This window comes from Streptomyces griseorubiginosus (genome assembly GCF_017614965.1).
Taxonomy (GTDB): Bacteria; Actinomycetota; Actinomycetes; order Streptomycetales; family Streptomycetaceae; genus Streptomyces; species Streptomyces griseorubiginosus_B.
Genome location: NZ_WVUG01000027.1, coordinates 1 through 21,748, shown reverse-complemented (window position 1 = coordinate 21,748; position 21,748 = coordinate 1). Strand labels below are relative to the sequence as shown.

Annotated in this window: 17 protein-coding genes; 10 read left to right on the top strand and 7 right to left on the bottom strand. The window is 71.5% G+C overall.

All coding sequences use genetic code 11. The features are described from left to right. The first annotated feature begins 252 nt into the window (after window positions 1-252). The 7 genes from GRC12_RS08145 to GRC12_RS08115 all read left to right on the top strand — a co-directional run bounded on the left by GRC12_RS08145 (window position 253) and on the right by GRC12_RS08115 (window position 11,353). Window positions 253-4,524, top strand: coding sequence for a HAMP domain-containing protein (locus GRC12_RS08145; RefSeq protein ID WP_208778496.1), 4,272 nt, complete (start codon window positions 253-255; stop codon window positions 4,522-4,524). Window positions 4,525-4,600: 76 nt separating this feature from the next. Next, a complete protein-coding gene (locus GRC12_RS08140; RefSeq protein ID WP_208778495.1) occupies window positions 4,601-7,105 on the top strand; it encodes a SpoIIE family protein phosphatase in 2,505 nt (834 codons plus the stop codon). 206 nt (window positions 7,106-7,311) lie between these two features. Beyond that, window positions 7,312-7,869 carry a Dps family protein gene (locus GRC12_RS08135; protein ID WP_208778494.1) on the top strand — a complete coding sequence of 186 codons (558 nt, stop codon included), beginning with the start codon at window positions 7,312-7,314 and terminating at the stop codon, window positions 7,867-7,869. 116 nt (window positions 7,870-7,985) lie between these two features. Next, a complete protein-coding gene (locus tag GRC12_RS08130; RefSeq protein ID WP_133042561.1) occupies window positions 7,986-8,156 on the top strand; it encodes a hydrophobic protein in 171 nt (56 codons plus the stop codon). Between the two features lie 101 nt (window positions 8,157-8,257). After that, a complete protein-coding gene (locus GRC12_RS08125) occupies window positions 8,258-9,151 on the top strand; it encodes an oxygenase MpaB family protein (RefSeq protein WP_308286497.1) in 894 nt (297 codons plus the stop codon). A 109-nt stretch (window positions 9,152-9,260) separates the two neighbouring features. Then, window positions 9,261-10,154: a peptidoglycan-binding domain-containing protein gene (locus tag GRC12_RS08120; protein ID WP_308286496.1), complete on the top strand. Its 894-nt coding sequence runs from the start codon at window positions 9,261-9,263 to the stop codon at window positions 10,152-10,154. Window positions 10,155-10,258: 104 nt separating this feature from the next. After that, complete coding sequence (locus GRC12_RS08115) at window positions 10,259-11,353, top strand: M23 family metallopeptidase (RefSeq protein WP_439959873.1); 1,095 nt, start codon at window positions 10,259-10,261, stop codon at window positions 11,351-11,353. On the opposite strand, the gene GRC12_RS08110 is transcribed toward GRC12_RS08115, so the two are convergent. Further along, window positions 11,337-12,533: an amidohydrolase gene (locus GRC12_RS08110; RefSeq protein WP_208778492.1), complete on the bottom strand. Its 1,197-nt coding sequence runs from the start codon at window positions 12,531-12,533 to the stop codon at window positions 11,337-11,339. The genes GRC12_RS08115 and GRC12_RS08110 overlap by 17 nt on opposite strands. Window positions 12,534-12,710: 177 nt before the next feature. Between GRC12_RS08110 and GRC12_RS08105 the strand changes: the two genes are divergently transcribed. Then, the gene (locus tag GRC12_RS08105; RefSeq protein WP_208778491.1) at window positions 12,711-13,277 is read left to right on the top strand and encodes a hemerythrin domain-containing protein; all 567 of its coding nucleotides are present in this window, start codon (window positions 12,711-12,713) and stop codon (window positions 13,275-13,277) included. 350 nt (window positions 13,278-13,627) lie between these two features. Continuing rightward, window positions 13,628-14,866 (top strand): MFS transporter, encoded by a 1,239-nt coding sequence (locus tag GRC12_RS08100; RefSeq protein WP_208778490.1) that lies wholly within the window; start codon window positions 13,628-13,630, stop codon window positions 14,864-14,866. 626 nt (window positions 14,867-15,492) lie between these two features. Here GRC12_RS08100 and GRC12_RS08095 read toward each other — a convergent pair. Then, window positions 15,493-16,023 carry a hypothetical protein gene (locus GRC12_RS08095; protein ID WP_208778489.1) on the bottom strand — a complete coding sequence of 177 codons (531 nt, stop codon included), beginning with the start codon at window positions 16,021-16,023 and terminating at the stop codon, window positions 15,493-15,495. 172 nt (window positions 16,024-16,195) lie between these two features. Between GRC12_RS08095 and GRC12_RS08090 the strand changes: the two genes are divergently transcribed. Beyond that, window positions 16,196-16,729 carry a DoxX family protein gene (locus tag GRC12_RS08090; RefSeq protein ID WP_208778488.1) on the top strand — a complete coding sequence of 178 codons (534 nt, stop codon included), beginning with the start codon at window positions 16,196-16,198 and terminating at the stop codon, window positions 16,727-16,729. Between the two features lie 5 nt (window positions 16,730-16,734). Here GRC12_RS08090 and GRC12_RS08085 read toward each other — a convergent pair whose 3' ends face one another. The 5 genes from GRC12_RS08085 to GRC12_RS08065 all read right to left on the bottom strand — a co-directional run bounded on the left by GRC12_RS08085 (window position 16,735) and on the right by GRC12_RS08065 (window position 21,552). After that, the gene (locus tag GRC12_RS08085) at window positions 16,735-17,511 is read right to left on the bottom strand and encodes an alpha/beta fold hydrolase (protein WP_208778487.1); all 777 of its coding nucleotides are present in this window, start codon (window positions 17,509-17,511) and stop codon (window positions 16,735-16,737) included. 134 nt (window positions 17,512-17,645) lie between these two features. Then, window positions 17,646-17,882 (bottom strand): hypothetical protein, encoded by a 237-nt coding sequence (locus tag GRC12_RS08080; protein WP_133042569.1) that lies wholly within the window; start codon window positions 17,880-17,882, stop codon window positions 17,646-17,648. Between the two features lie 62 nt (window positions 17,883-17,944). Next, window positions 17,945-18,385, bottom strand: a complete 441-nt coding sequence (locus GRC12_RS08075) for an Lrp/AsnC family transcriptional regulator (protein ID WP_208778486.1) — start codon at window positions 18,383-18,385, stop codon at window positions 17,945-17,947. Between the two features lie 13 nt (window positions 18,386-18,398). Continuing rightward, window positions 18,399-19,748, bottom strand: coding sequence for a transaminase (locus tag GRC12_RS08070; protein ID WP_208778485.1), 1,350 nt, complete (start codon window positions 19,746-19,748; stop codon window positions 18,399-18,401). A gap of 280 nt (window positions 19,749-20,028) precedes the next feature. Next, a complete protein-coding gene (locus GRC12_RS08065; protein ID WP_208778484.1) occupies window positions 20,029-21,552 on the bottom strand; it encodes a helix-turn-helix domain-containing protein in 1,524 nt (507 codons plus the stop codon). Window positions 21,553-21,748 lie beyond the last annotated feature (196 nt).

Genomic DNA, 21,748 nt, shown 5'->3' with positions numbered 1-21,748 from the left:
TCGGCAAATCTGCCCGTGTACCCGGGAAGACACCCTTCATGCACCTCGGGTCGCGGAATTTCGAGCAGCCTGCGATGTTCTTCTGAGGCTTTGGTTGTCGCACGACAACTGCGTTAATCTTCACCGGATTTTCTCATCGAGCCGCTCCGTGAACTGCGTAAACGCGGACGGTGAGGCGGGGTCGTACGCGGCCTCGGCGCGGTTCCGGGTCCTCGGGGTGAGGGCTCTTGGGGAGCGGAACAAGGGGTGCGCATGGCGAGCAGGACGACCGAGGCCGTCGAGCGGGCCCCGGGTGAGCAGGAGCTGCGGCAGCTGCTGGCCGGGCTGACCGCCGTGCGGGACGGTGACTTCGGCACCCGCCTGCCGTCGGACGGCGAGGGCCTGCTGGGCGACATCGCCACGGTCTTCAACGGCATGGTGGACCAGCTGTCGGTGTTCACGTCCGAAGTGACGCGGGTGGCGCGCGAGGTGGGCACCGAGGGCACACTGGGCGGTCAGGCGGAGGTGCCGGGCGTCTCGGGAACCTGGGCCGATCTGACCGACTCGGTCAACGCCATGGCGGGCAATCTGACCACGCAGGTGCGCGACATCGCCCAGGTGGCCACGGCGGTCGCCAAGGGCGATCTGTCGCAGAAGATCGACGTGCCCGCGCGCGGCGAGATCCTGCAGCTCAAAGAGACCGTCAACACGATGGTCGACCAGCTCTCCGCCTTCGCCGACGAGGTCACCCGCGTCGCCCGCGAGGTCGGCAGCGAGGGCCGGCTCGGCGGACAGGCCCAGGTGCCCGGGGTCGGCGGGGTCTGGCGTGACCTGACCGACTCGGTCAACTTCATGGCGGGCAACCTCACCTCCCAGGTCCGCAACATCGCCCAGGTGACGACCGCCGTGGCACAGGGCGACCTGTCCCAGAAGATCACCGTGGACGCCCGTGGCGAGATCCTCGAACTGAAGAACACCATCAACACGATGGTCGACCAGCTCTCCGCCTTCGGCGACGAGGTCACCCGCGTCGCCCGCGAGGTCGGCACCGAGGGGCGGCTCGGCGGTCAGGCGGACGTCAAGGGCGTCAAGGGCACCTGGCGCGACCTGACGGACTCCGTGAACTTCATGGCGGGCAACCTCACCGCGCAGGTCCGCAACGTCGCCCAGGTGGCCACCGCGGTGGCGCAGGGCGACCTGTCCCAGAAGATCACCGTGGACGCCCGCGGTGAGATCCTCGAACTGAAGAACACCATCAACACGATGGTCGACCAGCTCTCCGCCTTCGCCGACGAGGTCACCCGCGTCGCCCGCGAGGTCGGCACCGAGGGCAACCTGGGTGGACAGGCCATCGTGCGGGGCGTGTCGGGCACCTGGAAGGACCTCACCGACAACGTCAACGTGATGGCGTCGAACCTGACGGGTCAGGTCCGCTCGATCGCCCAGGTCGCCACGGCCGTCGCCCGCGGTGACCTCTCGCAGAAGATCACCGTGGAGGCCAAGGGCGAGGTCGCCGCCCTCGCGGACGTCATCAACACCATGGTCGACACGCTGTCCGCGTTCGCCGACGAGGTCACCCGCGTCGCCCGCGAGGTCGGGACCGAGGGCCGCCTGGGCGGACAGGCGCACGTGCCGAACGTGGCCGGCACCTGGAAGGACCTCACCGACAACGTCAACTCCATGGCCAACAACCTCACCGGGCAGGTGCGCAACATCGCCCTGGTGACGACCGCCGTGGCCAACGGTGACCTGTCGAAGAAGATCGACGTCGACGCCCGCGGCGAGATCCTGGAGCTGAAGACGACCATCAACACGATGGTCGACCAGCTGTCGTCGTTCGCGGCCGAGGTCACCCGCGTGGCCCGCGAGGTCGGCAGCGAGGGCCGGCTCGGCGGACAGGCCGAGGTCGAGGGCGTCGAGGGCACCTGGAAGCGGCTGACGGAGAACGTCAACGAACTGGCCGGCAACCTCACCCGGCAGGTCCGTGCGATCGCCGAGGTCGCCAGCGCCGTCGCCGAGGGCGACCTGACCCGCTCGATCACGGTGGAGGCCTCCGGCGAGGTCGCCGAGCTCAAGGACAACATCAACTCCATGGTGGAGTCCCTGCGGCAGACCACCCGGGCCAACCAGGAACAGGACTGGCTCAAGACCAATCTCGCCCGCATCTCCGGCCTGATGCAGGGCCACCGCGACCTGCCCGTGGTCGCCGAGCTCATCATGGACGAGCTCACGCCGCTGGTCAGCGCCCAGTTCGGCGCCTTCTACCTGGCGGAGGAGAGCGCACGCGGCCACGAACTGCGGCTGGTGGGCTCCTACGGCTACCCCGACGACACCGACCGGCCCGAGCGCATCCCCGTCGGACGCTCACTGGTCGGACAGGCCGCGCGCAACCACAAGCCCATCAGCGTCGAGGAACTGCCGCCGGGCTACGTCACCATCTCCTCCGGACTCGGGCACACCGTGCCCAGCGCCCTGGTCGTGCTCCCGATCGTCGTGGAGGACCAGGTTCTCGGCGTCATCGAACTGGCCTCCGTCACTCGCTTCACAAAGATCCACCAGGACTTCCTCAGCCAGCTGATGCCGACCATCGGCGTCAACCTCAACACCATCGTCGCCAACGCCCGCACCGACGAGCTGCTGGACGAGTCCCAGCGGCTGACCGCCGAACTCCAGGCCCGCTCGGAGGAGTTGCAGGTCCAGCAGGACGAACTGCAGCGCTCCAACGCCGAGCTGGAGGAGAAGGCGTCCCTGCTGGCCTCGCAGAACCGCGACATCGAGGCGAAGAACCTGCAGATCGAGCAGGCGCGCCAGGAACTCGAGACCCGCGCCCAGGAGCTGGCGCTGGCCTCCAAGTACAAGTCGGAGTTCCTGGCCAACATGAGCCACGAGCTGCGCACCCCGCTCAACAGCCTGCTGATCCTCGCCCAGTTGCTGGCACAGAACCCCTCCCGCAACCTCACCCCCAAGCAGGTCGAGTACGCGGGCATCATCCACTCCGCCGGCTCGGACCTGCTCCAGCTGATCAACGACATCCTGGACCTGTCGAAGGTCGAGGCCGGCAAGATGGACGTCGCTCCCGAGCGGGTCCCGCTGCGCCAGCTGCTGGAGTACGTCGAGGCGACGTTCCGGCCGATGACGACACAGAAGAGCCTGGAGTTCACGGTGGCCACCGCCCCGGGCACCCCCGCCGACCTGCTCACCGACGACTCCCGGCTGCGGCAGATCCTGCGCAACCTGCTGTCGAACGCGGTGAAGTTCACCGAGCAGGGCGGCGTGGAGCTGCGCATCGAGCCCGCCGCGGACCGGGAGGTGCCCGCGGGCGTCCACCGCGGCGGCCCGGTGGTGGCCTTCCGCGTGAAGGACACCGGCATCGGCATCCCCCAGCAGCAACTGGAGACGATCTTCGGGGCGTTCCAGCAGGCGGACGGCACCACCAGCCGCAAGTACGGCGGCACCGGCCTGGGCCTGTCCATCACCCGGGAGATCGCCCATCTGCTCGGCGGCGCCGTCACCGTCGACAGCACGCCCGGTCAGGGCAGCACCTTCACGCTGTATCTGCCCGTCGCCCGTGACGACTTCGAGGATCTGCTGGACGGCGGCAGGCCGCTGGAGCAGCCCCACGCCACGACCACCGCGGAGCTTCCGCCGGCGCAGGGGACGGAAACCCCCGTTGCCCAGGGACCCGAGCAGCGCCGCAGGCGCCTGTTGGTGGTCGAGGAGCGTCCCCGCGGGCTGCTGACCCTCGTCGCCGAGCGGGCGGTCGCCGACCTCGCGCCCGATCCCGACGACCCTCACGGGCCGATCGACATCATCACGGCGGTCGGGGCGCAGGAGGCGGCGAGCACACTGGCCGCCGAGCCCTGCCACTGCGTCGTCCTGGAACTCGGCATGCCCGACGACGAGGGCGCCCGCCTGCTGGAGGCCATGCGGGGCGACTCGGCACTGGCCAGCGTGCCGGTGCTGGTGCACACCGGGCACCGGGTCGACCTGGCCCACGAGCAGCGGCTGCGCGCCGGCGCGGACGGCCGGCCGCTGGACTTCCTCTCCAGCCTCGACGAGCTGCGCGAACGCATCACCCTGCACCTGTCCGCCGAGGAGCCGGGAGACGTACTGTCGCTGGTCCGCTCCGAGGAACCGCACCGTCCGGCCGCCCATGTCGTGGACGACGCCTTCGTCGGCCGTACGCTGCTGGTCGTCGACGACGACGCGCGCAACCTCTTCGCCCTCAGCGGGGTGCTGGAGCTGCACGGCTTCCAGGTCCTGCACGCCGACAACGGCCGCAAGGGCATCGAGATGCTGCTCGCCCACCCCGACATCGCGCTGGTCCTGATGGACGTGATGATGCCGGAGATGGACGGCTACGCCGCCACCGCCGAGATCCGGGCCATGCCCCAGTACGCGCAGCTGCCCATCATCGCCGTCACCGCCAAGGCGATGCCGGGCGACCAGGAGAAGAGCCTCGCCTCGGGCGCCAACGACTACGTCACCAAGCCCGTCGACACCAACGACCTCATCGGCCGCGTCCGACACTGGCTGGCGGAGTGAGGGGTACCCCCACCAGCGTGCCCATCCGCCGATCGTGCGGCGTCCCTGGACGCCCGAGCCGAGGAACAGGTCAACCGTGAGCAATCTCCACCAGCCGCCCGAGCCGGACGGCAGCGCCTCCGGCACGGACGGCCAGCCGGCACCCTCCGCACCGGGCATCGACCTCGCCGGCGCCGATCCGGGGGCCGTGGCGCCCGCCGCCCGCACCGGCGAGGAGGCGCCCGGCACGACGACGACCGGGGAGGACGGGCACACCTCCCCCGTCGGACGGCTGGCCGCGACCGTGGAAAGGCTGCGGCAGGAAGTGCGGGCCGCCCAGGCCGAGGCGGACGGGCGCGCCCTGATCGAACTGGCCAAGGGCATCCTGGTGGAACGGCTGGGCTGCGGGCCCACACAGGCGGCGCGGCAGCTGGAGGAACTGGCCGAACAGGCGGGCGTGACCCCGCTGGAGTTCGCCGTGGACGTCATCAACCAGGCATCGCGCGACCGGCTGTCCGAGGTCACCACGGCCTTCCTGGCCGCGGCGACCGGCCGCGCGGAGGGCGAGGGTTCCTCCGCCGTACGGCTGCGGGCCGCCGAGAGCGGCGCTCTGGCCGCCCGCGACGCCCAGGCCGTGGCCGACTCCCTGCTGGACCACGCCCTCGTGCCGCTGGGCGCGGTGGCGGTGGCCATCTGGGCGCTGAGCCCCGACGGCGCGCTCACCCTGGCCGGCAGCGCCGGCTTCTCCGCCACCGAGGCGGAACGCTGGCGGTACGTGCCGCCGGGGGTGGCGACGGTGGCCCGGCGCGGGCTCGGCGACCGCGAGGACCAGTGGATCGGCTCCCTGTCCAAGACCGGCCTGCCCTCCCTCGGCCAGCACCAGTACCCGGACGGCGGCCGCGTCGCCGTACCCGCCGGAGCCGGCGGCCGGATCCACGGCGTACTGGAGATCGTCTGGCCGACGCCGCTGGAGCCGCAGCCGCCGCAGATCGTCCGGCAGATCGAGGCGCTCGGCGAACTGTGCGCGCACACCCTGGAGACCTACGCCCACCAGCACCCGGAGGACGAGCACAAACCCCGGATCCTGCCGGACGTGGCCGAACTGATGGACCTGGCCGACGGACTGCACGACCCGGCCCTGGTCCTCGTGCCGTACCTGGACGCCGGCGGCGACCTCGTAGACTTCCGCATCCAGCACGTCAACAGCCGTTTCCTCGACCCCGCCGGCCGGCCGCGGGGCGTCGTCAGCGGTGCGCTGCTGCTGGAGGCCTACCCCATGGCCGCCGGCCAGAGCGAGCTGTTCGAGCAGGTGGAACGGGTCTACGCCACCGGTGAGCCGTACCGCACCCATCGCATGCGGCTGACCGCGCTGGTGGACGACGTCCCGCTGGCCGCCGTCGCCGACATCAACATCACCCGGCACGGTGGCAGCGTCCTGCTGATCTGGCGCATAGAGGACGAGACGGCCCGGCTGGCGAGCCTGCTCCAGCACGCCCAGCGGCTCGGCCGCATCGGCGGCTTCGAGGAGAACCTCCTCACCGGTGAGATCACCTGGAACGGCCAGCTCTACAGCCTCTACGGCAAGCCCGACTCCAGCGGCCCGGTCCCCCTGGAGGACCTGCCCGTCCACGCCCACCCCGACGACGCCGTCGCCATCGGCCGGTTCCTGCGCACCCTGCTGCACCACCGCCGGCCGGCGTCCACCGCGTTCCGGCTGCAGCGGCCCGACGGCGTCACCCGGCACATCCGCGTGGTGGCCGAGCCGGTGCTGGACTCCGACGGCCGCCTGTTCGTCGTCCGGGGCGCCTACCAGGACATCTCCGCCCAGCACTGGACGGAGGTCGCCCTGGCCGCCACCCGCGACCAGCTCGTCCACACCGAGCAGCAGGCCAGCGAACGCGCCCGGCTCACCCTCCAGCTGCAGCACGCGATCATGCCGCCCGCGCAGGCGCCGCTGGAGGCTCCCGGCCTGCGGGTGGCCGTGCGCTATCGCCCAGCCGAGACGCAGAACCTCGTCGGCGGCGACTGGTACGACGCGGTCGTGCTGCCCTCCGGGCTGGTACTGCTGTGCGTGGGCGATGTCGCCGGACACGGCATCGAGGCGGCCACCAGCATGGTCGTCCTGCGCAACGCGCTGCGCGGACTGGCCGTGACGGGCGCCGGGCCGGGACAGCTGCTGTCCTGGCTGAACATGGTGGCCCACCATCTCAACGGCGCCGTCACCGCCACCGCGGTCTGCGGTCTCTACGATCCCGAGCGGCGCACCCTGCGCTGGGCCCGGGCGGGTCATCTGCCGCCCGTCCTGGTGCGCGCCGGCGAGGCCGCTCCGCTGCCCCTGGTCAAGGGGATGCTGCTGGGTGCCGTACCCGAAGCGGGGTATGAGGAGCACGAGGTCCAGCTGGCGGTGGACGACACCCTGCTGATGTACACCGACGGTCTGATCGAGCGCCGCGACCGCTCCGTGGAGGAGTCCCTGGCGCAGCTGCTGACGGCGGCCCGCACGGTCCCGCCGACGCTCGACCAGCAGTTGGACCGGCTGCTGACCTACAGCCGGTCCGACACCGACGACGACACGTGCATCGTGGGCGTCCGGGTGGCCTAGCGTCGTTTCGAGGGCGGCGCATCCGCCGAGAGGGTCGCGATGGAACTGTCGTCGCGATTCTCCAGGTGGATGACCTGGGGCCCGGCCCTCACCCTCTTCTGCAACGCCGCCTCCATACCTCGACAGCGCCGGCCTGAACGGCCTGGGAACTCGATGGCGGGGCATCCGGACTTCTACCGTCACCCCACGGACAAAGGAGTTTCGAGATGGCGAAGGCTTTCACCCCCAAGTACACGGTCCCGGGCATCGAGCGCGAGGCGGCCGGCCGGCTCATCGACGTCCTGCGGCTGCGCCTGCACGCCCTCAACGATCTCCACCTCACCCTCAAGCACGTGCACTGGAACGTCGTGGGACCGCATTTCATCGCCGTGCACCAGATGATCGACCCCCAGGTCGACCGCGTACGCGACATGGCCGACGACGTCGCCGAGCGCATCGCGGCCCTCGGCGGAGTCGCCCAGGGCACGCCCGGCTCCCTGGTCAAGGAGCGCACCTGGGACGACTACTCGATCGGCCGCGAGGACGCCATCGCGCACCTGGGAGCGCTCGACGTCGTCTACACCGGCCTCATCGAGGACGTACGCGCCGCCGTCAAGACCGTCGGGGAGATCGACCCGGCGACGGAGGACCTGCTCATCGAGCAGCTGCGGGACCTCGAGCAGTTCCAGTGGTTCGTCCGCGCCCATCTGGAGAACGCGGGCGGCACCCTTTCGACGTCCCGCGCCGACACGGAGGCGGAAGCGGCGAAGGCCGCCAAGAGCTGAGCCAGGCGTTTCGCGAAGCGGACCGAATTCCCGCTCCCGACGGAAACAAACAAAGGGAAATTGACGTGCGTGACGCGCTTTTCCCGGGGCACCAGAAACTGCGGAGGTAGACAAACATGGTTCCCTTGCTTCTCGTACTGCTGCTGGCTGTTGTTCTTTTCGGTGCCGGATTCGCGCTGAAGGCGCTGTGGTGGGTCGCCATCGCGGTTCTGGTGCTGTGGCTGCTGGGATTCGTGGCGCGGCCCGCCGGGCATGGTGGCCGCAGGGGCCGCTGGTATCGCTGGTAGGACATCGGGGTGATGAGCGGGTCCCGTGGGCAGGAAGCCGACGGGACCTGTTCGCGTACACGTGGTCACAGCCGTGATCAGGTGATCGGGAGGAGGACCAGGTGCTGACGAAAATCGCCGGATCCGGCGCACTCGGTCTGCGTGAGCAACTGGGCAAAGGCCTCATCGCCCGTGTCGCCGGCCCGGACGGCCCGCGCAACCGGGCCCGGATCCACGGCACTCCCGGCCCGCGCTGGTTCGGCCCCGACCGCCCGATACGCCGGGTGCACTCGGACGCCTCGATGTTCATCGGCGGTCTGTCGGCGCTGCTCCTGCAGTCCCTGCACCCGCTGGCCATGGCGGCCGTGGCGGCGCACTCCGGTTACCGCGGGGACCCCTGGGGCCGGCTGCAGCGCACGAGCACCTTCCTGGCCACCACCACGTTCGGCACCGCAGCCCACGCCCAGGAGGCGTGCGCCCAGGTTCGGGCGGTGCACGAGCGGGTGCGCGGCAGGACCCCCGAGGGCGAGAGCTACCACGCCGCCGACCCGCACCTGCTCGCCTGGGTGCACGCCGCCGAGGTCGACAGCTTCCTGCGCGCGCACCAGCGCTACGGCGCGCGGCCGCTGCCGGAGGACGGCTGTGACGCGTACGTCGCCGACGCCGCGCGGATCGCCGCCGAACTCGGCGTCATCGACCCGCCCACCAATCGCGAGGAGCTCGCGCGGGTCCTCGAGGCCTACCGTCCCGAGCTGCGCGCCTCGGCGCAGGCACGCGAGGCCGCACGCTTCCTGCTGCTCAATCCCCCCGTGCCGCTGGCCGCCCGGCTCCCCTACGGCGTGCTCGCCGCCAACGCGGTCTCCCTCCTGCCCTCCTGGGCCGCCCGCGAACTGCGCCTGCCCCGGCTGCCGGTGGTCGACGAGTGGTGTGTACGGCCCCTGGGGTCCGCCATGACGTCGGCGGTGCGCTGGGTCCTGGCCCCGTCCCGCCCGGGCACCGCGCCGACCGCGAGCTGAGGGGTCCCGCCTCCCGACAAAAGGAACGACACACGCAATCTCCCACCACGGGAGATTGCGTGTTGAACATATGAATAAACTCTGGATTCTTCACGGAGAGGGATCCGGCGTGACTGAACACACCCCCCATGTCTGCCCGTTATGCGGCGCTCCCAGGGCAGAGGACGGCACTCCGTCCTGCGCCTGCGGACGACGTGTCTCCGCCGCCCACCGCCACAGCCGTACGGCGGCGGCCGCGGCCGCCGAGGATTTCGACCCGGTGCGGATCCGGCCCTTCGTGGAACTGGAGGACGAGGGCGATTCCGCCGACTCCACAACTCCTGTCGCGGTGACAGCCGTTGATGACATCCTCACACCGACCGCGAACACCCCGGACGCCTCGACACCGCCCGAGGACGACACCCCGGCGACACCCTTCCCGTCCGTCGCCGAGCCGGTCGCGCCCCGTCGCCGCGTCGGGCTCCTGTTCGCGGGAGCCGCCGTCGCCGTCCTCGCCGTGGGGGGCACGGTGGGCGGGCTGTTGTACGAGGGGCCCTCCCACGACACCTCGCGGTCCGACGGCATCCGGGCACCCCTGCCGGATCCCGGCACCTCCACGAGCACGGCAGCCGTACGGCCGTCCGCGAGCGCGTCGTCCGCCTCGCCGTCACCGACGCCGTCGGAGTCGGCCGGCGCGACGCCCAGCCGGACGGCTACCCCGACGGACCCGGCGCCCACGGAAGGCACCCCGTCCGCCACCGCCTCGGCGACCCCCTCCCCCAGCGCCTCCAGCGGACAGCCGCCCGTCCTGCGGCTGGGCGACACCGGCCCGGAAGTCGTCGAACTCCAGCTGCGGCTGCGCCAGGTGGGCCTGTACAGCCAGGACGCCGACGGCGTCTACGACAGCGACGTGCAGAGCGCGGTCCGCAGTTACCAGTTCACCCGTCTCATCCTGCAGGACGAATCGGGCGTGTACGGCAGGGCGACCCGAGCCTCGCTGGAGTCGGAGACCAAGAAACCCTGATCCGCGCATGTCCCGCGGCAGGCCTGCCCTTTCGGGCAACTCCCTTTGACCCGGAGTCCGGTGACGTCATGTCAGGGGATGGCTAGCCTGCGAGCGTGAGTCGCGTGCCCCAGCAGACGCAGGACACTCCGGTCGTTCAGGACAGCACGAGTGTGAAAGGCCGTCCACCGCGGAAGGGGCCCGGTCCTTTCCTGCTGATCGTCATGCCCGGGCTGGTCGCGATGACCGGGGTCTCGGTGTTCCTGGCCTCCACCGGAGGGCTGTCCTCCGTACTGCCCCAGGGGTCGGACGCGGCCGACTCCGCCACGAGCAAGGTCGACGGCTCCTACGTGCCGTGGCTCCGCAAGGCGACCCACTCCTGCACCGTCGTCACCCCGTCCGTGCTCGCCGCGCAGATCGATCAGCTGTCCGGATGGAGCGACGACACCGCGAGCCTGTCCCAGCAGGGCATCGCCCGCTTCACCGCCGCCCAGTGGCGCACCTGGGGGCGCGACGAGGACGGCAACGGGCACTCCTCCCCGCACGACGCGGTGGACGCGATCATGGCGCTGGGGCGGCAGGACTGTTCCCTCGTGCGCCAGGTGACCACGCTGAGGACCAAGGGAACCGTCAACGGTGACCTGGTCGATCTCACCCTCGCCGCCTACCGGGCCAGCACCGGCGCGGTGGAGAAGGCGGGGCGTGTGCCCGCAGCGGCCGAGGACTTCGTGCACCAGGTCAAGGCCAGGCTGCCGCAGTACGAGGCGCTCGTACGGCAGAACCCCGAGCAGAACGCGAACCAGGCACCGACCGCCGTCCTGGCCCCACCGGTCACCACGCTCACCGTCACCTCACCCTTCGGCTCCCGCAAGCACCCGCTGACCGGGGTGACGAAGCTGCACACCGGGGTCGACTTCGGTGCGCCGCAGGGAGCGCAGGTGTCCGCCGCACGGGAAGGGCGGGTGGAGTTCGCCGGAACGACCACGGCGTACGGCAACCGGGTCGTGATCGACCACGGCACCATCGGGGGCAAGCGGCTGGAGACGACGTACAGTCATCTCTCCGCGCTGCGGGTCACCGTCGGACAGAGCGTCACGACGGGCACCCCGGTCGGGCTCGTGGGCTCCACGGGGCTGTCGACCGGGCCGCATCTGCACTTCGAGGTGCTGATCGACGGGCAGTACACCGATCCCCTGCCCTGGCTCACGCCCGCACACTGACGTTGAGCTCGTGCTCGCTCCACGCACGGTCCCTCAGGTCGGCCGACAGCAGCGTCTCCACCGTCGTGCGGGCCAGGGCCTCCGTCGCCGCGAGCATCACCCGGCGACCGCGCTCGGAGGAGGCCGCGGTGGCGAACTCGGGGGTGTGATCGGAACCTTCCGACGTCATGATCGCCACGAAGGGGTGGATGGCGGGTACGCGGCCGCTGACGTTGCCGATGTCGGAGGAGCCCAGGAACACACCCGGTTCGGGCGGGGTGAGCTCGATGCCCGCATGGGCCAGATGGTGGGCGAAGCGTGCGGACAGCACACGGCTGTCACGGAAGTGCTCGTAGCGGGGTGTGGCGCGCTCGACCGTCACGGTCGTGTCCGTCGCCCGGGCGACGCCATGGGCGCAGGTCAGCAGCTCGCCGGCCAGGTCCTCCAGACCGACGGTGGTCGCCGCGCGCAGGCCGAAGAGGCCTTCGGCGTACTCAGGAACGATGTTCGTCGCCCGCCCCCCGTCGGTGACGATGCCCTGGATGTGCGAGCCGGCCGGCAGCCGCCGCTCGACGACAGCGAGGGTGTTGAACAACTGGATGAGGGCGGCCAGCGCGTCGATGCCCTCGGTGGGGTTCCCGGTGGGGTGCGCGGCGCGGCCATGGAAGCCGACGCGGTACTGGGTCTGCGCGGTCAGCGGCGCCCACTGCCAGTCGTGGACCCCGGGGTGGAACATGAGCGCGGCGTCGAGGTCGTCGAAGACGCCGGCCTCGGTCTCGATGACCTTCCCGCCGCCGCCCTCCTCGGCCGGCGTCCCCACGGCCCACACGGTCCCGGGTGCGTCGCCCAGCGCGGCCCGCGCGGCGAGGGCGGCGCCGAGTCCGGCCGCGGCGATCAGGTTGTGGCCGCAGGCGTGACCCAGGCCCGGCAGGGCGTCGTACTCGAGCAGCAGGGCCACCGCGGGACGCGGGCCGCCCGTGCCCGCCCTGGCGGCGAAGGCGGTGGGGAGTCCGGCGAGGTCGCGTTCGACGGTGAAGCCCTCGCGTTCCAGCTCCCCGCTCAGCAGCTCGGCCGCGTGGTGTTCCGCGAACGAGCATTCCGGGTCCGCGTGCAGCGCCAGCGCCGTCTGCCACAGTCGCTCCGCCCGGACGGCCACCTCGCCGCCCACCCTCCCGAGCACCTCGTCGACGGCATCGGACACCTCGGCCTCCCCGGTCAGTCCTGTCGGTGTTCACGGAGGCGAGTTCCAATGAGCACGCGTCGTACACCCCGTGGGCCGCGGGAGGGGCGGGGCGTTAGCGAGCCGAAGGCCAGGGCACTCGGAGTGCGTGGCGGATCCGGACGGGGAGACGCCGCTTCCTGGCTGGAGGTGAGGAGCATGGGACACGGTGGGAACGTCATTGACGAGTTGATGACCGATCACCGAGAGGTCGAGGAGATCTTCGGCCGGATCGAGGCACTGCCGCCCGGCGACAAGAACCGCAAGGTGTACGCGGACCAGGCCACGATGGAACTGGTACGGCACTCGGTAGCCGAGGAGGCCTATCTCTACCCGGCGGTGCGTGAGCACGTCACCGGCGGGGACGCCATCGCGGACAGGGAACTCGAGGACCACGCCAAGGCAGAGCAGATCATGAAGGATCTGGAAAGCTGCGACGCGCACCACATGGAGTTCGACCGGCTCATCGGCCTGCTGATGACGGAGATCCGCTCGCACATCGCCGACGAGGAGGAGAACCTCTTCCCCCGGCTGCGTGCGGCGTGTTCCCCGGAGGCGCTGGACAAGCTGGGCGACAAGGTGCGCCAGGCGAAGAAGATGGCGCCGACCCGGCCGCACCCCTCCGCGCCGGACAAGCCTCCGGCCAACAAGATGCTGGCGCCCGGGGCCGGGCTGGTCGACCGGCTGCGGGACGCGCTCAGCGGCCGCGGCAAGATGGACGACTGAGCCGAGCCGACCCCCCGGTACACAGGAGCCCGTCGCCCTCAGGCGGCGGGCTCCCGCACGTCCCCACCAGCGCATCTGTGAGCAACGGCACTCCGGGCATCAAGTCCCCTGCACGCCATCTGACTTGATCGACACCGCTCGCCCGGGGCGATGCCTTCCGCACCGACCCGCTCATCTCTTCTGCCACCATGGGCCGCGCCGTATCCCGGCTCATGGAGACCCGTGCAGCGCAGCAAGGTACTCCCTCGTCGTCCGTTCGCTGAGTCGTCCGACTCCTCTTCGAGTACCGCACTGTGTCTTCCTCCATCACTCCTTCGCGCTCGCCCTGGCGCTCGCTCCGCTACCGGAGCATGCGCTGGTGGTCCGTCGCCAACTTCGTGTCCAACGCCGGCACGTGGATGCAGCTGACCGTGCAGAACCTGCTGGTCCTGCAGATCACCGGGTCCGCCGCCGCGACCGGACTGTCCATGTCCGTGCAGGCCGCGCCGGCCCTGCTGATGAGCCTGCTGGGCGGAGCGGCGGTGGACCGCTGGCCGCGGAAGCTGACGGCCGCCGTCAGCCAGGCGCTGCTCGGTGCCGTCGCCTTCGTGATGGCCGTGCTGGTGGCCCTGGACCGGCTCGACATGACGGTGCTGATGGTGCTGGCCGCCGTGACCGGCGTCGTCGCCACGGTCGACGGGCCCGCCTGCGCCCTGCTGGGCAACGACCTCGTCCCGGCCGAGGACGTTCCCTCCGCCATCGGGGTGGGCGCCCTCGTGCACAGCGCGGGCCGGCTGGTGGGCGCCGCCCTGGCCGGGGTCGCCATCGGCTTCCTCGGCACGGCCTCCGCCTACGCGGCGAACGGGCTGTCGTTCCTGTTCGTCGCCTCGGTGATCCCCTTCCTGCGTCCCGTGCGCGGGGCCGACCGTGTCGTCGGGGGGCCCGCGGGTGAGCCTTCCGCGATGACGGTCCGGGAGGGACTGGGCTACTTCGCCCGGCGACCGCGGCTGGTGGCGCTGGCCGGTGTCACGGCCGTCAGCGCGGTCTTCGGCCGCAACTACGGGCTGACGCTGGCGGTGCTGGTCACCGGGCCGCTCGCGGGCGGGGCCGGGGCGTTCGGCACGGTGTCCACGGTGCTCGCCGTGGGCGGCATCGTGGGGGCCGTACTCGGTGGGCGGCTACGCCGGCCGTCGGTGCGGCTGGTGGGCGTGCTGGCCGCCGCCGGGGGGCTGCTGCAGGTGGCGGCTGGGCTGTCGCCGTCGCTGGGGATGCTGCTGGTCCTGGTGCTGCCGATGGCCGTGGTGGAGTCCGTCTCCGACACCGCGGGCACCGCCGTACTGCAGACCGACCCGCCCGTCCATCTGCGCGGCCGGGTGCTGGGCGTGTGGGGCAGCATCGGCACGGTGTGGAGCCTGGGCGGACCGCCCGCGCTGGGCCTGCTGATGGAACTGGCCGGGGTCCGCGGCGCCCTGATCGCCGGAGGCCTGCTCATCACCGGCACCATCGCGGCCGGCATCCTGCTCCGCACACGCCGGGTTCCGCAGCCGGTCATGGTGCGCGAGGAGGAGGGCGACGTCACCGACCGTGACGCGCTGAGCACGGCAGCCTGAGCGTCCGAACGACACCCGAGCCCGGCCCGAGCCGGTCCGAGCAGACGCACCAGGCCTGTCGGCGAACCACCTCGCTGAAGCGGTGAGGCCGGGGCTGGCCGGAGCCGGTCCCGAGCGCTACGAGAAAAGCGACCCTGCTCAGAGGAGGCCTCCAGGCGAACCTGCGACCTGGCTGAACAGCAGCCCAGCCGCCCCTGAGGCGATGAAAGCCCGGCCCCGGCCGAAGGTCGCCCGAGCGGCGAGCAGATTCAGGACGCCGACAGACCAACCGGCGGCCTGGCTGAACGGCGGTCCGGTCGCCGCTGTGGCGATGAGAGCCCGGCCCCCGGCCTAGGTGGCCCGAGGGGCGGGCAGGCTCAGGGCGTCGGCAGGCCGACCGGCGGCCTGGGTGAACAGCGGTCCGGTCGCCGCTGTGGCGATGAGAGCCCGGCCCCCGGCGGAGGTGGCCCGAGGGGCGGGCAGGCTCAGGGCGTCGGCAGGCCGACCGGCGGTATGGGTGAACGGCGGTCCGGTCGCCACTGTGGCGATGAGAGCCCGGCCCCGGCGGAGGTGGCCCGAGGGGCGGGCAGGCTCAGGACGTCGGCAGGTCGACCGGCGGTCTGGGTGAACAGCGGCTCGGTCGTCGCTCAGGCGGTCAGGGCCTGGCCCGGGTCGAGGCGGTTCAGGAGTTGGGCCTGGTGGAGTGTCGCCACGGGGGCGAGCAGGTCGGGGTGGCGCAGGAGGGCGGCGGCGCGGCGGTCGGCGTCGTCGGGGGCGAGCAGGCGGCGGAACTCGACGGGCGTACCGGTCGTGTGGCTGCCGGTGGCGAGGGCGGCGACCGCCGTCGCGGCCAGGCCGGGGTCGCTCAGCAGGGCGGCCGCCCAGCTCGCCACGACCTCGTCGACCCAGGTGCGCCAGGCGTGGGCGTCCTCGTCGTCCGGGTCGTCGGCGGGTTCCGCGCCGGTGATCCAGTCCAGCCGGGCTGATCCGCCGGGGCCCGCGATGCCGACGAGCGCGGCGTCCATCGGGGTCGGGTAGCGCAGCCACGCCGCGACCGTCACGGCCTGGCGTGCCTGCACCTCGCACAGGACCGAGGCCAGCGCGCCGCCACCGGAGGGGTAGGCGCGGGTCAGCCACTGGGCGGTCGCCGCGATGAGCGGGGAGAGATCTGTGAGCACTGCGGGGCCGTCCGTACTGCGGGGTGTGACAGGGAATGTGCGGAAAACGGTAGCGGGCGGCGATGGCCGGTGAACATGCCTGCGACCGGTCACAGGGCGTGGCATCGACCACATGAGCGCGGGAACCCGGTCGGTCTCCGTACCCGTGTCCTCACCCTTTTTGGAGACAGTAATGAGTGTCCTGCGACTGGTCGGCCGCCCCATGCTCGCCTCGATGTTCCTGGCCGGCGGACTGAACTCCCTGCGCGCTCCGGAGAAGGTCGCGCCCGCGGCCGAACCCGTCGTCCAGCCGATCACGGAACGCGTCGACGCCCTGCCGGACCGCACCGAACAGGCCGTACGGCTCAGCGGTGCCGTACAGGTGGCCGCGGGCCTGCTGCTGGGCACCGGCCGAGTGCCGCGACTGGCCGCGCTCGCCATCGCGGGCACGCTGGTGCCCACCACGCTGGCGGGACACCGCTTCTGGGAGGCGCAGGATCCCGATGAGCGGGCCCAGCAGCGCATCCACTTTCTGAAGAACCTCTCGATGCTGGGCGGACTGCTGATCGCGGCCGACGACACCGCCGGGTCCCCCTCCCTGGTGTGGCGTGGCCGGCACGCCGCCCATGACCTGCGGCGGGAGGCACATCTGGTGCGGCGCTCGGTGCGGGCGACGGCGCGCCCGGCGGTGGCGGCGGGCGGGGTCAGGGCCAAGCTGGCGCGCTGATCACCTCAGGCGGCGGTCAGGAACCGGTCGAGGGCGGTGGTGAGTTCGGCGGGCCGCTCGACGGGCAGTTCGTGGCCGGCGTCGATGATGCGGACCACCGCGTCAGGGTAGGCCTTGGCCATGCGCAGCATCTGCCGCACGGGCAGCTGGATGTCGTGGTAGCCGTGGATCATCAGGGTCGGCACCTGGATCTCGCCGGCCCGGTCCAGGACGTCGAAGGCACGCATGGCGTTGTAGAGGGTCATGACGACTTCGCGCGGGGTATCCGCCGAGGCCCTGACGTGGGCGCGGATCTCTTCGCGGGGGTGTCCCGGGGCGAAGGCGCGCTGGATGTTGGCGGCGACGAACAGCTTGAAGGGCACGAGGGTGGAGGCCGCCATCAGCAGTCCCCGGCCCCGGCTGTAGGCCATGCGTCCGATGGAGTTGACCAGGACCAGGCGTTCGACGCGCTCGGGGTGGTCCAGGGCGATGGTCTGGGCGATCATGCCGCCCATCGAGTGGCCGACGAGGACGGCCCGCTGGACCTTGAGGTGGTCCAGCAGCGCCAGGACGTCCCGGGCCAGCTCCGCGATCGTCCGTACGCCTCCCCCGGTGCTTTCTCCGTGGCCGCGCAGGTCGAGGCGGATCACCCGGCGTGCGTCGGCGAAGTGGGTCATCTGGTGGTCCCAGCGGTGCCGGTTCGCCGTCCAGCCGTGCACGAGCACCAGGGGCGTGGGCTCGCCGTCGCGGGGGCCCTCGTCGTCGTAGGTCAGGGTCGCGCCGTCGACGTCGAGCTGCGGCATGGTCGCCTCCTGGATGCACTCCGGTTACTGGCGAGTAGGGTAGCGGGAGGCGAGCCTGCCGTCACCGGGTCCGCGGACGTCGAAAAGCCCGGCACCGTGGCGTGCACGGTGCCGGGCCCCGGCGTGAGCGGTACTCAGCCGCCGTTGAGACGTGCCCTCAGGAGGTCCTTGCCCAGTTCCGCGCCCTTGCGGCTGTCCGCCTGGGCCTTGCGGAAAAGGTCCGCGACCTCGGAGTCCTTCTCGCGCTCCGCGTCCTGGATGTAGGACTCCAGGCGCAGGGCGTTGTTCAGACACGCCTCGACGTACCAGATCAGGTTGTAGTCCTTGTCCGGCGTACCGGTCACGCCGCCGGTCTCCGTGCTGCTGGTCATGCGGGCCTCCTCCAGCGGTTGTCGTTCCGGAGTCGTACGAGTACCCGTCTCACGCTGGGCAATCAGCCGACATCCCAGAGGAAGCGGTGGGTGTGGATGCCGAAATACGGGAACGACTGGATCCGCTCGACCCCGTCGACCGGGCGTACGACGTCGTTGACGAAGTCGAGGAGTTCGCGCGGGCCGGGTGCGACCACCTCGGCGAAGAGGTCGAAGCCGCCGGAGGTCAGCACCGCGTAGACGACCTCCGGGTGCCGGGCCAGTTCGTCGGCGACCGTGCGCACGTCACCGTCGACGGTGATGCCGAGCAGGGCCATGGCCTGGCCGCCCATGGCCATCGGGTCGGTGACGCCGACGACCTGGACGGCCCTGGAGTCCAGCAGCCGCTGCAGACGCTGGCGTGCCGCCGAGGCGGACAGCCCGACCTTGGGGCCGAGGTCGGCGTAGGCGATCCGGCCGTCGGCCTGCAGTTCGCGCAGGATGGCCCGGTCGATCTCGTCCACGGGTGCCCCCGGTTCAGGCGGTCAGTTCGGACAGTGCGGCGGCGAAGACCTCGGTGTGCAGGTCGACGTCCTGCTCGGTGGTGTCGGGGCACATCAGGGCCATGTTGTGGAAGGGGGTCAGCAGGATGCCCCGGTTGGCCAGGTACAGATGCAGGAAGTCCTCCAGCTCGGTGTCGGCGGCGGCCGCCGACTCGGTGCCGGTGCGCGGGGCCGGGGAGGCGAAGCGGTATTCGGTGCGGGCACCCAGGCGGCTGACGGACCAGGGCAGGGCGTGGGCGTCGATGCCTGCGCGGACGCCGGCCTCGAAGCGTTCCGAGAGCTTGGCCATGTGGGCGAACGCCTCGTCGGTCAGGACGTGTTCGAGGGTGGCGCGCATGGCGGCGACCGAGAGGGCGTTGCCGGCGAGGGTGCCGCCGACGCCGCCCATGTCGACCAGATCGAGGTCGGCGCGGTCCAGGAGCCGGTCGGCGAGATCGGCGGACAGGCCGTAGGCGCCGGCCGGGATGCCGCCGCCGATCGCCTTGCCGATGGTGAGCAGGTCGGGCTCCAGGTCCCAGGCGGCGGTGCAGCCGCCGGGGCCGGCCGAGAAGGTGTGGGTCTCGTCGTTGATGAGCAGGGTGCCGTGACGGCGGGTCAGCTCGCGTACGCCCTCCAGGTAGGCGGGTTCGGGCAGCACGATGCCGATGTTGGTGAGCGCCGGTTCCATCAGGACGGCGGCCACGTCGCCGTGGGCGAGTTCGCGCTCCAGCTGCTGCAGGTCGTTGAACTCGGCGACCCGGCTGGTCAGTGTCACGTCGCAGGGGGCGCCGACGTTGCCGGGCCGGGCCACTCCCTGGCCGTCCGGTCCGACCACGATGAGGGATTCGTCCACGCTGCCGTGATAGCTGTAGCTGTTGAAGAGGATCTTCGAGCGACCGGTGACGGCCCGCGCGAGCCGGATCGCCCACCGGTTGGCGTCCGTCGCGGTCAGCGAGAAGCTCCAGCGGGCCAGACCGAAGCGCCGGGTCAGCTCGGCGCCGACCCATTCGGCGTCCTCCGTCGGCAGCATCGCGGTGGAACCGCCCAGCTCGGTGAAGCGCCGGTTGACCGTCTCGGCCACGGCCGCCGGCGAGTGGCCGGTCATCGCTCCGGTGTCACCGAGGCAGAAGTCGACGTACTCGTGCCCGTCGATGTCCGTGACGCGTGCCCCGCGGGCAGTGGACAGATAGCGCGGGAAGGGGCCCGCCGTCTTGTTCATCCAGGTCATCGGCACCCGGCCGAAGAGGTGGTCGGCGCGGGCGTAGGCGTCCCGCGAGCGCGGGCAGCGACGCGCGGCCTCCGCGCTCTCGCGAGCCAGCAGCTCCTGAAGCCGGGGGCGGTCCATGGCTCACCTCTGTGCGTCGATCCGGGTGGTGGCGGGCGAACAGGGGGACGGTACGACGGAAATAACGGCGACATCAAGAGTTCGCGACAGAATCGAGTGTCCTGGCGATCGATTCGAGCGCGCTCGACGCGGCTCGGACCGTGGAAGCCACTCGCACCGTGAGAAAACAAAAGGGGCCCGACCGGTCCCCCGCTCCGGTCGCGCCCCTAGGAGGGTCGAACTTACGTGCCTGCCGAGGGGTTCGGTACCGCGTCGATGCCCGCTGCCATGGCCGAAGGACTCACCCGTGCACAGGTGAGTCCGGATGGTCCGGTTTCGCCCCGTGGAAGACGGGTGTCCGCAGGTCACCGAGGGCGAGGTGCGCGAGGACGACCTCGTAGAGGTCGCTGCCGGCGGCCAGGAGTTGCCGTTCGAGGACCGGTTCCGCGCTACGGACGTGGTCACGGACGGTCTGCGGGTGCATGCCCAGGCTCTGCGCGGCGCGTTCGGCGTTGCCTCCGGCGGCGATCCAGGTGCGCAGGGTGCGGCGCAGGTCGCGCGTGTCGGAGTCCAGCCGGCCGATGAGGTCCTGGGCCCAGGTGCCCAGCGCGGGGCCGGTCAGCAGGTCGGCGAGCGGGGCATGCGGTGTGGTGGGCTCACCGGCGTCGACGGCCAGGCCGACCTGGGTGTTGAGGGCGAGATGGACGACGGCGCGGACGGTGAGGTCGGAGAAATCGGCGCGGAGCAGGGCCTCCACGCGTTCCATGCGGGCGCGCACGGTGTTGCGGCTGACGCCGAGGATCTTCGCGGCGCTGACGGCGGTGAACTCCAGGCCGAGGCGGGTGGTGGCGAGGAGTTCGCCGCGGGTGTGATGGGCCAGGGTGTCGAGCGGGCGCAGCAGCCGGGCGGTCCAGGCGTGCAGTGCGGCCGGGTCCATCAGGCGCTCGGGATGGGTGCGTTCGGCGTACACGGCCTGCTTGTCCGGGCGGAACCGGGCGACGGCGAGGGCGCTGACGGCCTGTCCGTAGGCGGTCGCGGTGCTGGCCAGGCTCTGCGGGGCGCTGCCGCCGAGCAGGATGCCGGGCCGCCGGCCGACGAGGTCGCGCAGTTGTACGGCGGCGGTGTCCCGCGGTGCCACGACGATGACGTGCGCGTCGACCGCCGGGCAGCGCACGACCAGCGCCTGTTCCCGTGTCACGTCCAGGCAGTCCTCGGCGATGCGGTCACGGTCCTGCGGGCACCCTTCCAGGACGTAGACGCAGGCGGTGTCGGTGTCCAGCAGGCCGGGCCACAGTCCGGCGGCGACCCGGCGCGCGGCGACGGTGTCCTCCACCATCAGCAACTGCAGGATCGCCAGGCGCAGATCGGAGGTCGCGCGTTTCAGGCGGTGGGCGGCCTCGGTGGACCCGTTGGCCCGCAGTAGCAGTTCGAGGACCTGGGCGGTGTGACCGACGATGTCGGAGGCGCGCCGGTCGAAGGGCGTTTCACGGCTGACCGCGAGCACGCAGGCCGTCGCGGACCCGGGCCGCTCCACTCCGACCAGCCGCAGATGGCGGCCCGTGTCGTCCCAGGCGGCGGAGGAGATGCGTCCGGCGGCGATGTCCGCGACCAGACCGGCGTCAAGCGCCACAGGCGTTCCGGCGAGGAGGCTGCCGTCGGCGCCTTGCAGACAGGCCGAACCGTGGACGGCTCCGGCGAGCCAGGAGACGACCCGGTGCACGTCGCGCCCGGTCTGCCGTAGCTGTTCGAGCAGTTGTCGCGCCCACAGCGCGTCGTCGGCACCCGTCGTCTGCGCGGGACGGCCTCCGTCCCTTCGGCCTGCCATGTCGCCCTTCTCCTCGTGCGTCGCTTCTGCCTCGGCGTATCGCGGGGACGTTACCCCACGAGTGCCCAGCGACCGCAGGAACACGATCGGACTGACGTGACATCAGGAGCGGGCCGTGAACGGGCCTTCCGCCGCGAAGGCCAGTTCCGTGAAGCGCTCGGCGATGAGGCGGTGGGTGGGGCCGTCGGGGTGGAGG